Annotated in this window: 12 protein-coding genes and 2 other annotated features (1 of these 14 only partly in view); of the genes, 2 read left to right on the plus strand and 10 right to left on the minus strand. The window is 37.2% G+C overall.

Going from position 1 to position 15,332, the window contains the following annotated elements; all coding sequences use genetic code 11:
• Positions 1-40 precede the first annotated feature (40 nt).
• From AXY_RS10625 to AXY_RS10635, 3 genes are all read right to left on the minus strand, one after another.
• Positions 41-2,197: a DNA topoisomerase III gene (locus AXY_RS10625; protein ID WP_015010818.1), complete on the minus strand. Its 2,157-nt coding sequence runs from the start codon at positions 2,195-2,197 to the stop codon at positions 41-43.
• Positions 2,198-2,240: 43 nt separating this feature from the next.
• On the minus strand, positions 2,241-2,642 hold the full coding sequence (locus AXY_RS10630) for a DUF4181 domain-containing protein (RefSeq protein WP_015010819.1): 402 nt from the start codon (positions 2,640-2,642) through the stop codon (positions 2,241-2,243).
• Positions 2,643-2,862: 220 nt separating this feature from the next.
• Positions 2,863-3,462: a nitroreductase family protein gene (locus AXY_RS10635; RefSeq protein WP_015010820.1), complete on the minus strand. Its 600-nt coding sequence runs from the start codon at positions 3,460-3,462 to the stop codon at positions 2,863-2,865.
• Positions 3,463-3,650: 188 nt separating this feature from the next.
• On the opposite strand from AXY_RS10635, the gene AXY_RS10640 reads away from it, so the two are divergent.
• Both AXY_RS10640 and AXY_RS10645 read left to right on the plus strand, forming a co-directional pair.
• Entirely contained in the window at positions 3,651-5,270 is a 1,620-nt protein-coding gene (locus AXY_RS10640) for an ABC-F family ATP-binding cassette domain-containing protein (protein WP_015010821.1), read from the plus strand.
• 263 nt (positions 5,271-5,533) lie between these two features.
• Entirely contained in the window at positions 5,534-6,907 is a 1,374-nt protein-coding gene (locus AXY_RS10645; RefSeq protein WP_015010822.1) for an FAD-dependent oxidoreductase, read from the plus strand.
• 265 nt (positions 6,908-7,172) lie between these two features.
• Here AXY_RS10645 and AXY_RS10650 read toward each other — a convergent pair whose 3' ends face one another.
• The 7 genes from AXY_RS10650 to trpE form a co-directional block, all read right to left on the minus strand.
• Positions 7,173-8,393 (minus strand): IS110 family RNA-guided transposase, encoded by a 1,221-nt coding sequence (locus AXY_RS10650; protein ID WP_015009979.1) that lies wholly within the window; start codon positions 8,391-8,393, stop codon positions 7,173-7,175.
• 677 nt (positions 8,394-9,070) lie between these two features.
• Positions 9,071-9,856 (minus strand): tryptophan synthase subunit alpha, encoded by a 786-nt coding sequence (gene trpA / locus AXY_RS10655; protein WP_015010823.1) that lies wholly within the window; start codon positions 9,854-9,856, stop codon positions 9,071-9,073.
• Positions 9,846-11,054, minus strand: coding sequence for a tryptophan synthase subunit beta (gene trpB / locus AXY_RS10660; RefSeq protein ID WP_015010824.1), 1,209 nt, complete (start codon positions 11,052-11,054; stop codon positions 9,846-9,848). The genes trpA and trpB overlap by 11 nt, the downstream gene beginning before the upstream one ends.
• 5 nt (positions 11,055-11,059) lie before the next feature.
• Complete coding sequence (locus AXY_RS10665; RefSeq protein WP_015010825.1) at positions 11,060-11,665, minus strand: phosphoribosylanthranilate isomerase; 606 nt, start codon at positions 11,663-11,665, stop codon at positions 11,060-11,062.
• A gap of 9 nt (positions 11,666-11,674) precedes the next feature.
• Positions 11,675-12,442 (minus strand): indole-3-glycerol phosphate synthase TrpC, encoded by a 768-nt coding sequence (gene trpC, locus AXY_RS10670; protein WP_015010826.1) that lies wholly within the window; start codon positions 12,440-12,442, stop codon positions 11,675-11,677.
• An 11-nt stretch (positions 12,443-12,453) separates the two neighbouring features.
• Positions 12,454-13,458 (minus strand): anthranilate phosphoribosyltransferase, encoded by a 1,005-nt coding sequence (gene trpD / locus AXY_RS10675; RefSeq protein ID WP_015010827.1) that lies wholly within the window; start codon positions 13,456-13,458, stop codon positions 12,454-12,456.
• Between the two features lie 14 nt (positions 13,459-13,472).
• The gene (gene trpE / locus AXY_RS10680) at positions 13,473-14,855 is read right to left on the minus strand and encodes an anthranilate synthase component I (protein WP_015010828.1); all 1,383 of its coding nucleotides are present in this window, start codon (positions 14,853-14,855) and stop codon (positions 13,473-13,475) included.
• A gap of 56 nt (positions 14,856-14,911) precedes the next feature.
• Positions 14,912-15,139, minus strand: a binding site (T-box leader).
• An 84-nt stretch (positions 15,140-15,223) separates the two neighbouring features.
• Positions 15,224-15,332: a binding site (T-box leader), on the minus strand; it runs 140 nt beyond the window's last position.

Consider the following 15,332-nt stretch of genomic DNA (forward strand, 5'->3'; position numbering starts at 1 on the left):
AAAACTCACTGACGCTGATAAATTATTTAACCTAAATATACTATTTTTGTTTTAATTTTTTCAATGCATCTGCTAGTGCTGTGTTGGCAAAGCTTTCTTCATTATTTTTCTTTAAATATTTATTAACATCTCGTCTTGTTGCTTGATGTTGATTATTTTGTGATTTTCGTTTCTGGAAGGCGGATAGTTTTTCACGATAGCCACATTTACAAGAAAAGGTTTGGCCTTCTCCCGAACCACGAAGCTCCATTTTCTTATAGCATTTCGGGCAACGTGCGTTAGTCGTACGAGATATTCGCTTTTTCTTTCCACATTCACGGTCTTGACAGACAAGCATACGACCTCTTTTTCCATTCACTTCAAGCATTAATTTCCCGCAACTTGGACATTTTGTTCCTGTTACATTATCATGCTTAAATGTATGGTCACTATTTTTTATTTGACTCACAATTGTGCGTGTATATTGCTTCATCTCATTAATAAAAGTTGTCTTCTTCAATTGACCACGAGCAATTGCAGCAAGCTGATCTTCCCACTCAGCCGTTAAGATTGGCGAGCGTAAATCAGCTGGCACCAATTTTAATAACTGGCGACCTTTTGAAGTTGTGTAAATATATTTACCACGACTTTCAATATAATGAGAACTAAACAACTTATCAATAATATCAGCACGTGTTGCAACAGTACCTAGTCCACCAGTTTGCTTAAGTGTTTCGGTTTGTTTACTGCTTCCAGTGTCGATATATTTCGCTGGGTTTTCCATCGCTTGAAGTAAAGTACCTTCTGTAAAACGCTCTGGTGGTGTCGTTTCTCCTTCTGTTAACTGAACCGTCACGTCTAATAATTCGCCCTCTTTAAGAAGCGGGAGGCGCGATTCTTCTTCTTGATCTTGATAAACGGCTTTCCAACCTAGGTCGATTACATGATTTTCATTCATTGAAAATCGTTCACGATTAATTTCCGCTTCGACTGTAATTTGCTCATATCGATACGGTGCTGATAAACAAGCTAAAAATCGCTTAACAACAAGATCATAAATTTTTCGTTCACGATCATCTAAACTTGATAATAGCACTGGCTCTTCTGTTGGAATAATTGCATGGTGGTCAGTCACTTTTTTATCATTTATAAATGACTGATTTGCTTTAATACCGTTTTTCAAGATTGAGCGCGCAGCAGTCTGATACTCACCAACCGCACAGGCATCGACTCGATCTCTTAATGTCTCAACAATGTCACTTGAGAGGAATCTTGAATCGGTCCGTGGATAAGTTAAAACCTTATGTTGCTCATATAGCTTTTGCATAATGGATAAAGTCTGCTTACCTGAAAATCCGTATGCCCTATTCGCCTCCTGTTGTAATGACGATAAATCATGTAGTGGTGGCGCATAACTACGTTTTTCAGACCTCTTTATTGACTGAATCTGCGCTTGTTTTCCTTCAAGCTTGGCTAATAATTGCTTTGCTTTTGCTTTATCAAAAATTCTCGCTTGATTGTTTTGATCATGCCACGTTAGTTGTAGCCCGTTCTTTAACCGTGCTCTAATACCGTAAAACACTTGTGACTTAAATTCACTCATACGCTTTTCACGTTCAGCGACCATAGCTAATGTCGGTGTTTGAACTCGCCCACTAGATAATTGTGCTTGATGTGTCGTTGTCAAAGCTCTCGTTGCATTTAAACCAACATACCAATCAGCCTCTGACCGAGCTGCAGCAGCTAAGTATAGTGGATAATATTTTTCACCAGGCTGTAGATTTCTAAAGCCAGCTTGAATTGCTTTGTCCGTAACAGATGAGATCCATAACCGTTTAATCGGTTTATTGATTCGTGTTTTTTCGATAATCCAGCGAGCAACAAGCTCCCCTTCTCTCCCTGCATCCGTAGCAATAATCACTTGGCTAACATCTTTTCGATTTAGTAGCTTTTTTACGACTTGAAATTGCCGATTTGTTTGTCGAATCACTACAGTCTTAAGACGATCTGGTAACATCGGTAAATCTTCTGATCGCCATTGTTTGTATTTTGGATCGTAAGCTTCTGGATCTGCTAATGTGACAAGATGCCCAAGTGCCCACGTAACGATATATTTTGCTCCCTCAAAATAACCATTCTGCTTGTTCTGGCACTTTAATACTCTTGCCATGTCACGACCAACAGAAGGCTTTTCTGCAAGGACAACTATTTTACTCAAAGAATCAATCCTTTCTTTCCTTCATCATAGAAGGTGAAACCACTTAAATATAAAATATAATGTACAAGTAATAGAAGATAATTAAGACGACTAAGATTGATACGTTCATCAATGTGATATAGGCACGCTTAGGTTCGTCTGTTTCCTTCCATTGGAACCATGCTCTAACTAGCTCCATAATAATGAATATTACCGGAAAGATAATATAAGGTGAAGCAATCTCAAACATACCTGCTTTGACGATATCCGTCATTGTAAAGAGTAAAAACAAAATAATAAAGATCGCGGATAATCCGAAATCAATTAATTGATGACAATTGTTTACAAATCTTCCTTTACCAGCTCTTACCCCTGTTAATTGGAACTTTTTCGATAAAAAACTTTTAATATAAAATTGAAAAATTAATAAAAGAATTAAAATCGCAAAAAATGTGATGACAGTCATGACTAGCCTCCTCATAGAACATCTTTTACTAAATCATAGCAATTTGCACTTCATTAGTAAATAAGGAGCGTTATCTTTGTCGTGATTATAAACTTAATCATATGCTTTCTTTAATAGAAAAAATGATGCCAACTTACCCGCTTAAAGTAAATTCAGAGGCGTCTCAATTAAGGAATTAAAAAAAATCTCCTGCAAAAGTACAGGAGATTTTATAATCAATTTATTTAAAAATTTTCACACGGTCTTCAATCGACTGTTGCTCTTTAGCTGGGCGTTCGCCTTCTGGCTTACCAAATGGCATTTGCGCACGTAATAGCCAGTCTTCAGGAATACCCCATTCTGCACGAACACCTTGATCAATTAAAGGGTTATAGTGCTGAAGTGTTGCACCTAAACCTTCAGCTTCAAGTGCTGTCCAAACAACATATTGTAGCATTCCAGATGCTTGCTCTGACCAAATTGGGAAATTATCTTTGTATAATTCCATTTGCTCTTGGAGGCCACGTACAATGCTTTGATCTTCAAAGAATAGAACTGTTCCATACCCTGCTTTAAAGCTATTGATTCTAGCTTCTGTTCCTGCAAAGTCTTGTTCAGGAACAATTTTTTTCAACTCTTGTTTTGTGATTTCCCAAAGCTTATCGTGATTATCGTTGAATAGTACAACGACACGGCCACTTTGTGAGTTAAAAGCATATGGTGTATGCTCAACTGCGAATTTAACTACTTCTTCAATTCTTTCTTCTGATACTACTTTCTGATCACTAATTTGGTAAACTGAGTAGCGATCCTTGACTGCTTGGTAAAAATCTTTTGCCATTGAAAGTCCTCCCTTAAATTCTTCTATATAGTGCTTTCTTGACTATCATTCCACTTTTCACAAAAATAATAAAGAAATATGCTTAAAAACGTTTAGAAATTTTGCTTATCCATTGATATTCACTGATTGACTTAGCTTCGTATTTAGCATAAGCTAGGCTCAGGTTATATATTTTGGAGGAATGAACTATGTTACAAGTATCAAATGTCAGCTTGCGCTTTGGCGACAAAAAGCTGTTTGAAGAAGTCAATATTAAGTTTACACCTGGAAACTGTTACGGACTGATTGGCGCTAACGGTGCAGGAAAATCAACATTTTTAAAAGTTCTCGCTGGCGAGATTGAGCCTCAAGCGGGACATGTTAGCTTAGAGAAGGGTAAGCGGATGGCTGTATTAAAGCAGGATCATTTTGCTTATGAGGAATTGCCGGTTATTGAGACAGTTATTCGTGGACACGAACGACTATATCAAGTCATGCAAGAAAGAGATGCTGTTTACGCAAAAACTGATTTTACTGAAGAAGATGGTATGAAAGCAGCTGAGTTAGAGGCTGAGTTTGCCGAGTTAAATGGTTGGGAAGCAGAATCTGATGCGAGTATTTTATTAAAAGGTCTTGGAATTGGCGAAGATCTTCAATCGAAGAAAATGGCTGATTTATCAGGGTCAGAAAAAGTCAAAGTTTTACTTGCTCAAGCTTTATTCGGATCACCCGATATCCTTTTACTCGATGAGCCTACGAACCACTTAGATATTCAAGCTATCCAGTGGTTAGAAGAGTTTTTAATTAACTTTGAAAATACAGTTATTGTTGTATCGCACGATCGTCACTTTTTAAACAAAGTATGTACACATATCGCTGATGTTGATTTTGGTAAAATTGAACTTTACGTTGGGAACTATGATTTCTGGTATGAATCAAGTCAACTCGCACTGAAAATGGCTCAGGATCAAAATAAGAAAAAAGAAGAAAAGATTAAGGAATTACAAAACTTTATCGCTCGCTTTAGTGCGAATGCTTCTAAATCTCGTCAAGCGACATCAAGAAAGAAAATGCTTGAAAATATTACTTTAGATGATATCCGTCCATCATCACGTCGTTATCCATATGTAGCGTTTAAACCAGAGCGTGAAATTGGTAATGATCTGTTACGTGTAGAAGGTTTAACAAAGACAATTGATGGTGTGAAGGTGTTGGATAATTTAAGCTTTACACTTAATCGAACAGATAAGGTTGCTTTTGTCGGACCAAATGATATCGCAAAAACAACATTATTTGATATATTAATGGGTAAAATTGAACCTGATGCAGGCACATATTCATGGGGAATTACGACATCACAATCATATTTCCCAAAAGATAATAGTGAGTTTTTTGAAAATAATGATCTCACATTAGTAGAATGGCTTCGCCAGTACTCACCTGAAGATGAGACAGAAACATTCTTACGGGGCTTTTTAGGTCGAATGTTATTCTCAGGTGAAGAGGCATTAAAAAAGGCAAAAGTTCTATCTGGAGGAGAAAAGGTTCGCTGTATGTTGGCAAAAATGATGCTATCGACTGCAAACGTCCTTCTGCTCGATGAACCAACTAACCACCTAGATCTTGAGTCAATTACTGCGTTAAACAACGGATTAATTAACTTTAAAGGTGCACTTTTATTCACATCACATGACCATCAGTTTATTGACACGATTTCTAATCGTTTAATGGAAATCACTCCAAATGGATTAGTTGATAAACAAATGAGCTACAGTGAATATGTTGCTGATCGAAAATTACAAGAAGAAATACGTAAGCTATATCAATAAAAACAGGGGCTACCCCCTGTTTTTTTATTTTATCGTCACAAAATCGTCAAAATATATTGTGACAACTTTGTGAAAATTATTTTTCTAATCGTTCTAATGAGCATGGTAATAAGCTTTGTAAAATAAGTTTGTGAAAAAGGTAACAATTGATTGATTACTTAACATACTTATTGTTATAATAAGTGTAAATAATCATATGCGTTATTTTTCACATACTTTTATAAGCTTGTGTGATGATATTAACGTAATAGGAGGACAAGAAAATGAAAGTAGCAGTTATTGGTTGTACACATGCTGGAACAGCAGCAATTAAAAACACATTGACACTTTACCCTGATGCTGAAATTGATGTATTTGAGAGAAACGATAACGTCTCATTCCTATCTTGTGGAATCGCATTGTATGTCGGCGGCGTAGTAGAAAAGGCAGAATCACTATTTTATGCTTCTGTTGACGGCTTCGAAAACCGCGGCATTAGAATGCATATGGAGCATGATGTTGTTTCTGTAAACATTGCTAAAAAAGAGCTTGAAGCAAAAGATCTAAAAACTGGCGAAGTTAGACACCATACGTATGACAAGTTAATTATCTCTACTGGATCATGGCCAATCACTCCACCAATTCCAGGATTTGAATTAGAAAACGTTGTTTTATGTAAAAACTATGACCACGCCAAAGAAATCATCCGTCGTTCAGAGCATGTCAAGCATGTGACTGTTGTCGGTGGTGGTTATATCGGTGTTGAATTAGTTGAAGCATTTGAGGAAAACGGCAAGGAAGTTACACTTGTAGATGCTGAATCTCGTATTTTAAACCGTTATCTTGACGAAGCATTTACAGAACCAGTTGAAAAATCTTTCCGTGAAAAAGGTGTTCAACTATTATTAAATGAATTTGTATCTGGCTTTGAGGGTGACGGTAAAGTTGAAAAAGTCATTACAAATAAGAGTGAGATTGAAACTGAACTCGTTGTCATGTGTATTGGATTCCGCCCAAACACAGAGTTATTTAAAGGGCAACTTGATATGTTACCAAGCGGAGCTATCGTAGTTGATGAATTTATGGAAACAAGCGCAAAGGATGTCTTTGCAGCGGGAGATTGCTGTGCAGTTCCTTATAATCCAACAGGAAAGTCAGCATATATTCCACTTGCAACAAATGCTGTCCGAATGGGAACAATTGCAGCTCAGAACCTCGTTGAACGTAAAGTTAAGCACCCAGGTACTCAAGGTACTTCTGGCTTGAAGATTTATAATCATTACATCGGGTCAACTGGTTTAACTGAAGCGACTGCTAAGATGAATGATATCGATGTGCGTACAGTTGAAATTAAAGAAACATATCGCCCTGACTTTATGCCTGAAAATAATATTGTTCACTTAAAGCTGGTCTATGAAGTTGGAACTACTCGAGTTGTTGGTGCTCAGGTTATTTCAGATATTGACTTAACTCAAGTAGCTAATACAGTAAGTATCGCGATAGCAAATCAAATGACAATCGAACAATTAGCATTAAGTGATTTCTTCTTCCAACCGCATTTTAATAAGCCTGTTCATTACTTAAATGAAGTTGCATTAAAAGCTGTTCAACAAGAAAATGCACTAGCTAAAGAAGCAACAACTGTTGCTGCAAAATAATTTGGTTCAATGTCAAATAGTGTTGGTAGGTTTTATAATTAGTCGAGAATAAATTTATATTAATTTTAATTAAGATACAATTTGTTCACCGCAGGTGAAATACACTCGCTTTCTTACGTTTAGTCAAGTGTTTAAATCCCTTTTTTTAATTAATTCCCGGAGGGGTACCCCTCCGGGAATTAATTAAAATTTTGCACTTCGAATAGACCTTGTGTTTTTTGTCTTTTTTCAAGGTCTATTGTGTTATAATTAAATCATAGTATGATTATTGTTGGCTTGAAGCTTTCTCATAATCATACAATAGGTCGTTTTGAATAAGATGAAATGTGACTTTCAAGAATTTATTCATACAAGCGACTACTGCAACCTTATGATGCTTATTATAGGGTTGTTTTTTTAATTTATAATAATAATCAACTAAATGATTTATTTGTTTTCCTTTAGCAGAAAGCATTGAGACAATCATAAAATACAAAATACCACGCAGTCTACTATTACCTCGTTTATTTATACGATCTTTATACTCCATATTTCCAGACTGATATCTTACGATATCTATACCGGCGTATGCATTTAGTTGTTTATTATTTTTAAAACGTGTTAAATCCCCTAGTTCAGCTATGATTCTACAGGCTAATTTATCTTTTATTCCGGGAAATGACCGAAGGATCCTGTATTCTTTACGGTCTTTTGACATTTCTGTCATTCTTTGAATGATTTCATCTTGCTCTTCCTCCATCTCTAATATTTTCTTGGCATAATCCCTTACTAACTCACAAGAATAGTCTGTTTCATCAACTGCTGGAAATGAATCCTTTGCGATTTCAATCAATAAAATTGCTCTTTCCTCTAACTTTTTTAATGAATAGTTTTTCTTAGTGCATTTTTTAATACGATTTTTAATAACTGTTTTAGATCGTTTTAATATCAAGTTTGGGTGAGGGAATACTTGTACAAGATTATAATAAAGTTTTGATTTGTTAATAAAAGCCGTATCAAAGTCTGGGAAAGATAATTGTAATGATGCATGTAGTCGATTTTTGTACTGAATCTTCTCTTTCATAATCTCATCATAGCGACGTGACATTGTACGCATCTGTTCGTAATAAGAATCTTCGCGATAAGTTTGGAAATAATCGTTTTTAAAATGATTCTTAGCCAGTTGATGCGCATCACTTATATCTGTTTTGTTTCTTCTTAGAGATTGGGTGTTAAGGTGTGCTAATAAAGGATTTAAAGAATAATAAACGAGATTATTCTCTCGTAAGAATCGTTCTAAAGCAGCCGAATATACTCCAGTCGCTTCAAAAACAAATTCTAAGGTATAATTATTCTTTTCACTTAGATCTTTAATGATTTTACTTAAATTAGAGAATCCCGTTTTTGAATGAATTAACCTCCCTTCAAATTCACAGTTACCTTGCTCGTTGTAAGCGGCCATGGTACTACTCTTTCGACTAACGTCGAAAGCAATAACGCATCTCATTTTCTTCTCCTCCTTAATATTTTTGTAGAAGTCTCCACTTTACCTTATCGATTCCACTTTCTTATACACGGTCTCTGGGGACCCAACATACTAAGCTGATTCAAATAAGGGAGTGAAGTTAGCCAGTTTCCGATCGTCGAACTCAAGGTCCTTAGCGTGATTCGGCTTTACTTCACTTCTACTATAAAAAAATAGTAGCACAAAACCTGGCCTAGGTCTTGTACTACTAATCTTAGTATGTTTCCGCGGGCACGGCTTTTAGCTAACTAAGGCAAGCAAAGAGCGCTTGCCTTAGTGGATCTTCAGCTCGTGCTATTCCCGCAGGAGTCTCGTGTATTTCACCTGCTATTTTTCACTTCTAAATTAAATGGTTGCTATTTTAACTAAGTAGTTTCCTATTGCTTTCGTTCCTGTATAAATGTAAGGGATCTAACCCTTCGTCTTTAATATTAAATATTTTTCGTATACAATGAGCGTAGGCCATATAGATTCTCCTTTAAATTGGTTTTCGTCGACTTAATTTTAAAGGATTCTATTGGCCTTTTTCTATGGAAACACAAAAAAAGGTGTCAGAAAATTGGTAAAAAACTCACCAACACCAAAAATTATAGAACCAATAATTTAACTAATCCCCTACTCAGATTTACATTCTGCTACGAGTAGGGGGTTTTTTTATTCTAGTTATTCGTCAATTTAGTCGCTCCAATTAGTTCAGTAATTGATTGACGGTCGTTTTTGTGTAAAGATTTAACGATTTTACTACCAACAATCACACCATCACAATATTGGCTTAACCGCTTCACTTGTTCTGGTGTCGAGACGCCAAAGCCAGCAACAACTGGTTTTTTACTGATTTGCTTGAGTTTAGATAAATATTCGCCAATCGAATCAATATATTGATGACGTTCTCCCGTTGTACCAGTCACAGTGACAGCATATAAAAATCCAGTCGTTTTTTCAGCAATTTTTTCCAGACGATCAGATGAGCTCGTTAATGTCGCAAGTCGAATCAAGCCAAGTTCTTCACGAGCAAACAATTCAGGAATAATCCCTTCCTCTTCAATTGGTAAGTCCGGAATAATTAATCCCGAAACGCCCGCTCGACGACAATCTTGAAGACAAGCCTCTAGGCCATAAGCGAATATCGGATTAAAATAACTCATTAAGACAATTGGAATCGTTCGTTCATGCTTTGTTTCTTCTAGAATTGCCAAAATAGATCGAAGATTAGCACCTAAAGATAATGCCCTAAGTCCTGCTTCTTGGATAACAGGTCCATCGGCGACTGGATCAGAAAATGGAATCCCTAGCTCAATAGCTGTTGCACCAGTCTCCGCTAAAAATGCTATTTGTTCAGGTAGCTGATCAAGCCCACCATCCCCTGCCATAATATATGGGATAAAGATTTTATTACCGCTTGCTAATGTTTGCTTTAATGCTGATTCTAGCTTACTAATCGTCATTTTGCCCACCCCCTAAAGCTGACTGTACTGTTTCAACATCTTTATCACCACGTCCAGATAGACAGACAATGATCGATTCGTCTTGACTCATTTTTGGTGCGAGCTTTTCTAAGTAAGCAATTGCGTGAGCACTTTCTAACGCTGGAATTATCCCTTCCGTTTCTGATAGCAATTTTAACCCCGCCAACGCCTCATGATCGGTAACTGATACATATTGAACACGATTAATGTCTTTTAAAAAGCTATGCTCTGGTCCGACTCCTGGATAATCCAATCCAGCCGAAATTGATGTCGCTGCTTGAATTTGACCATGTTGATCTTGAAGTAGGTATGTCATCATACCATGTAGCACACCCGCTTTTCCATCAGTTAAAGCAGCGGAATGTTTTCCAGTTTCGACACCTAATCCGCCCGCTTCTACCCCGTAAATTTTTACGGTTTGATCGTCAATAAACGGATAAAATAATCCCATCGCATTACTACCACCACCAATACAAGCGACGATTGCATCAGGAAGCCCACCATACTCTTGTTCAAATTGTCGTTTTGCTTCTGTGCCAATCACACTTTGAAAATCACGGACTATTTTAGGAAATGGATGCGGACCTACGACTGAACCAATAATATAATGAGTATCCTCTACATTTGTTACCCAATAGCGAAGTGCTTCATTGACTGCATCTTTTAGCGTGCCACTGCCTTGACTAACACTCACAACCTTTGCTCCAAGTAACTCCATTCTAAAAACATTGAGCTTTTGTCTACGAATATCTTCTTCACCCATAAAAATAATGCACTCTAATCCTAATAAGGCTGACACTGTCGCTGTTGCGACACCATGTTGACCCGCTCCTGTTTCTGCGACAATTTTTTTCTTACCCATTCTTAAAGTTAACAATGCTTGCCCGAGTGCATTATTAATCTTATGTGCGCCTGTATGATTTAAATCTTCACGCTTTAAGTAAATCCTCGCACCACCTAGCATTTTCGTTAAACGTTCTGCAAAGTAAAGCGGTGTTTCTCGCCCAACGTATTGAGATAAATAGTAGCTTAGTTGCTGTTGGAAAATCGGATCATCAATTGCCGCTTCATAAGCCTGTTCTAACTCAAGTACTGCTGGCATTAACGTTTCAGGGACAAATCGCCCCCCAAACAAGCCAAAATGTCCACTTTGATCTGGTTTTTGATATATTGACATTTACTTCACCTGACTCCTTTCGCATTGTGAATAAATTGTTTTATTTTGTACAGATCTTTTACGCCATTCGTTTCAACACCACTAGATACGTCAACTCCGATCGGCTTAGTATATTGAATGGCTGATGCTACATTATCTGGTGTTAATCCACCTGCTAGCATGAGTTTACTTCTTACTTGTGTAATCTTATTAATTAATCCCCAATCAAATCGAACACCACTTCCCGGCTTAGGGCCATCTAATAAGATATAATCTACAACAGCTAAGTAATCTAATACTTGATTCATCGCTTGATCGCTTTGTAATGATAGTGCCTTAATTACAGGTCGATCGCTTTTTAAACAAGTTTTGATTGACTCTTGGCCATGTAATTGCACAAAATCTAAGTTAACTTCCTGAGCAATTTGATTGACGAGGTGGATCGGTGTATCAACAAAGACACCAACCTTCTTCACATCACTTAGTAAGTGCCGCTGAATGTAATCAACTTGTTCAACCGTTACTTGTCGCTTACTCTCAGCAAAGACAAAACCGATAAAATCTGCACCAGCATCAACTGCTGCAGCTGCTTCTTGAAGAGAAGTAATTCCACATATCTTAACAAGTACCATTCTGTCACCTCAAATGAAGATATTTTTTAATGTCTCTTGTAAATTAGTAGCACGCATTAGTGTCTCTCCAATTAGAACAGCACGTGCTCCCGCTTGTTTAACACGAGCAATATCTGCTTTTGACTGAATCCCACTCTCACTAATTAATATTTCTCGATCATGATTGATTAGCTGAGCGAGTCTTTCCGTTACGGCTAAATCAACCTCAAATGTTTTTAGATCTCGATTGTTAACACCTATTAATCTCGCACCAAGTGTCTGTGCCTGCTCTAATTCTCTTTCATTATGAACTTCAACTAAAACCTCAAGACCAAGTCCTTTTGCATAATGATAGAGCTCAGTTAATCTCGTCTCATCTAGACTCGCTACGATTAGTAGAATCACATCTGCACCAGATCGATATGCCCGATCAATTTGAATCTTATCAATAATAAAATCCTTATTTAACACAGGTAACTGGACACTCTTTCTCACTTTCTCTAAATCTGCAAAACTACCACTGAAAAACTGTTGATCAGTTAGTACGGATACCATTGAAGCACCTAAGCTCTGATATGTTTGTGCTTGTTCAACCGGATCTAGATGAGCATTGATGATGCCTTTCGATGGTGAAGCTCGTTTAAATTCTGCAATCAGGTGTAAGCCTTGATTCTGTTCACAACGTTCGATAAATGAGTATATTGGAGTCGTTCTTAACTGATCTGCTAATTTGTATGATTGTTTAAGTCGTGCAACTTCTACCTTTTTCGCTTCAATAATTTTAGTTAAAATTGTCATTTGATCACTTCCTAGTAACTATTTTTATTAAGTCCATTTAGGCTATTTAGTGCCGCACCAGAATCAATACTTTCCTTAGCTAATTCGACGCCATCTTTGACATTTGCCACTTTCCCACTTGCAAAAATTCCAAGTCCAGCATTCAGTAACACAACATCGCGGTAAACACTTTGTTCTCCTTTAAGCACACTTAATAATATCTCTGCATTCCGCTTTGCATCGCCACCTTTTATTCGGTGATTTTCAATTACGGGTAATCCGACTTCCTCCGGGTGAACTGTAAATGGCTTCAAGCGACCATCGTCTAATAGCACGCAATGGTTTTCTCCTGCTAGCGATGCTTCATCAAGATATCCCGCACCATTAATCACAACCGCTCGCTTCCTACCTAATTGATGAAGTACTTCAGCCATCGTGTTAAGAAGGTCACGGCGATAGATTCCAAGTAACTGCGTCTTTAAATTGACGGGATTTGTTAACGGACCAATTAAGTTAAAAATAGTTGGAATCGCCAATCCCCGACGAATTGTCATCACTTGCTTCATCATTGGGTGAACATGTGGTGCGAACAAAAAAGCAATCTTGTTATTAAGAAGTGCGTTCGTAATATGCTCTGGCGTCGCACTTAATTCGATACCTAACTGCTCTAATACGTCAGCACTGCCTGATTTACTCGTAATACTTCTATTACCATGCTTTGCTACAGTTAAGCCTGCGCCCGCTAAGACGAATGCACTTGTGGTACTAATATTAAAGCTCTGTGAGTAGTCACCACCCGTACCACAATTATCAATTAGATCTTCCATTTGAGGCTGTATCGTAACCGCATTTTCCCTTATAACCTGAGCAAGGCCGGTAATTTCACTGACCGCCTCTCCCTTAGCACGTAATGCTGTTAAAAAACCACCGACCGCAGCAGCAGATGTATTCGGATTGAATATTTGCGCTGCAGCTTTTTTCATCTCCTCAATTGTTAAGTTATTACCTGACAAAACAGTTTCGATATACTGTTTCACGCTAAGCCCTCCTTTTACGTAATTTTATTTGCCGCTTCGACAAGTGATTTTGCCTTATTTAACGTCTCCTCATATTCACGCCTTGGATCTGACTCTGCAACTATCCCCGCCCCAGCTTGAACATAGGCGACCTGATCTTTAATGACCATTGTTCGAATCGCAATTGCTAAATCTAAATCACCATTTAAATTGATATAACCAACTGCACCTGCATAAACTCCTCGACGAACAGATTCTAATTGATTAATAATTTGCATCGCTCTTTGTTTCGGTGCGCCTGATACTGTCCCTGCAGGCAGTAAACCTAGCAGTGCATCTATTGATGTTAAGTTATCTTTTAACTCACCTGTCAGTTCTGAAATAATGTGCATAACGTGCTGATAACGTTCAATGAGCATATGTTTTGTTAAATGAATTGTTTCAGTGTGACAGACTTGTTCTAAATCAGATCGACTTAAGTCAATGAGCATTTCATGTTCTAATAATTCCTTTCGATCAGCTAATAGTTCTTCTGCTAATCGTTGATCCTCTGCTTTTGTTTTCCCTCTAGGTCGCGTTCCAGCAATCGGGTTTGTAATAACCTTCTTGCCTTTTACTTTAAGCAAGCTTTCAGGTGAAGTTCCTATTATCTGATAATCGGAAAAGTCAATGTAATACATATACGGTGATGGATTCATGACTCGTAATCGTCGATATAGTTGGAACGGATCATCAACAAATTGTGCTGTCATTCTTTGTGATAATACGACTTGTAATACTTCACCACGCTCAATATATTGCTGTGCTTCTTCAACTAATTTGATAAAAGTGGCTTGATCGATTGAAGGTTTAAACTGCAATGTTAATCCTTCATTCTCTAGTTCGGTTTGGTGTTCTTTTAGTTGTCCTACGATTACTTCAATGGCTTTATCTAATGCTAATTCATCTCTTGTTCCAGATAAGTCTAAGGCAATGATCGTTAATGTTTGTTTCTGATGATCAAAAATGAGCACGTCCTGATAAATCATTAAATGGAGATCAGGCATCTTAATTTCATCTGGAAGCAATGGTCCGATTCTCTGATAATTTCTAATGAGATCGTAGCTCATATAACCGATCGCTCCACCATAGAACGGAAATGGAAGCTCTAAGTCGATTCGGGGTATTTCGTGTTTAACAAATTCTAATGGCTTTTCGTTAATCTCTGCTATAGTCGTATCCGTTTTTACCGTCACTTCTTGATCTGTTCCGATGATTTCTTGAAATGGATTGATCCCAATAAATGAATAACGACCTTTATCCTGATGATGACTTGAGCTTTCTAAAATAAATTTTTTCTTACCTTTCAGGCTGTTAAAAATAGCAATCGGCGTTAACGTATCAGCTTGGATCACTTGTGTTGAATAGCGAATCGTCATCTTAGTCACTCCTTTATTTAAATTAAAAAATCCCCTAAATAGCCAAATTTGACTATCTAGGGGACGATTTATTAATAAAACCGCGGTGCCACCACCTGTTTAGAGCATTACACTCTACACTTTAATCCGTTTACGGGGATTAGCCGTCCTTTCCTACTAAATATCTCGTTCAGAAAAGCTCTAGTAAGTCCATTCAGCTTATTTGTTATACTGAGTTTCCAGCAATCCTCAGCTCTCTGAAATAACAATTTTTAAGCTTACTATTCTTACATCATTGATTTAATTATGAAATTGGTTCAGTTACTAAATGTTTCAATCTGCTTTTTAAAAATACTAATTAAATATAAAAAAACGGGTTTTCTCATTCCATAAAGGACGAGAAAACCCGTGGTACCACCTTAATTAGCATTTAAATGCTCACTTAACGATCAGATCAATATGATTAATCGCTGTTTCATGATAACGGTGAAACAACCT

It is taken from the genome of Amphibacillus xylanus NBRC 15112 (assembly GCF_000307165.1).
Classification (GTDB): domain Bacteria; phylum Bacillota; class Bacilli; order Bacillales; family Amphibacillaceae; genus Amphibacillus; species Amphibacillus xylanus.

Bases quoted from the DNA above. Each gene is read 5' to 3' on its own strand.
- AXY_RS10635 (WP_015010820.1), bottom strand. From the start codon at position 3,462: ATGGCAAAAGATTTTTACCAAGCAGTCAAGGATCGCTACTCAGTTTAC.
- AXY_RS10650 (WP_015009979.1), bottom strand. From the start codon at position 8,393: ATGAGATGCGTTATTGCTTTCGACGTTAGTCGAAAGAGTAGTACCATG.
- AXY_RS10640 (WP_015010821.1), top strand. From the start codon at position 3,651: ATGTTACAAGTATCAAATGTCAGCTTGCGCTTTGGCGACAAAAAGCTG.
- trpE (WP_015010828.1), bottom strand. From the start codon at position 14,855: ATGACGATTCGCTATTCAACACAAGTGATCCAAGCTGATACGTTAACG.
- AXY_RS10630 (WP_015010819.1), bottom strand. From the start codon at position 2,642: ATGACTGTCATCACATTTTTTGCGATTTTAATTCTTTTATTAATTTTT.
- AXY_RS10645 (WP_015010822.1), top strand. From the start codon at position 5,534: ATGAAAGTAGCAGTTATTGGTTGTACACATGCTGGAACAGCAGCAATT.
- AXY_RS10665 (WP_015010825.1), bottom strand. From the start codon at position 11,665: ATGGTACTTGTTAAGATATGTGGAATTACTTCTCTTCAAGAAGCAGCT.
- trpB (WP_015010824.1), bottom strand. From the start codon at position 11,054: ATGTCAATATATCAAAAACCAGATCAAAGTGGACATTTTGGCTTGTTT.
- trpA (WP_015010823.1), bottom strand. From the start codon at position 9,856: ATGACGATTAGTAAGCTAGAATCAGCATTAAAGCAAACATTAGCAAGC.
- trpC (WP_015010826.1), bottom strand. From the start codon at position 12,442: ATGACAATTTTAACTAAAATTATTGAAGCGAAAAAGGTAGAAGTTGCA.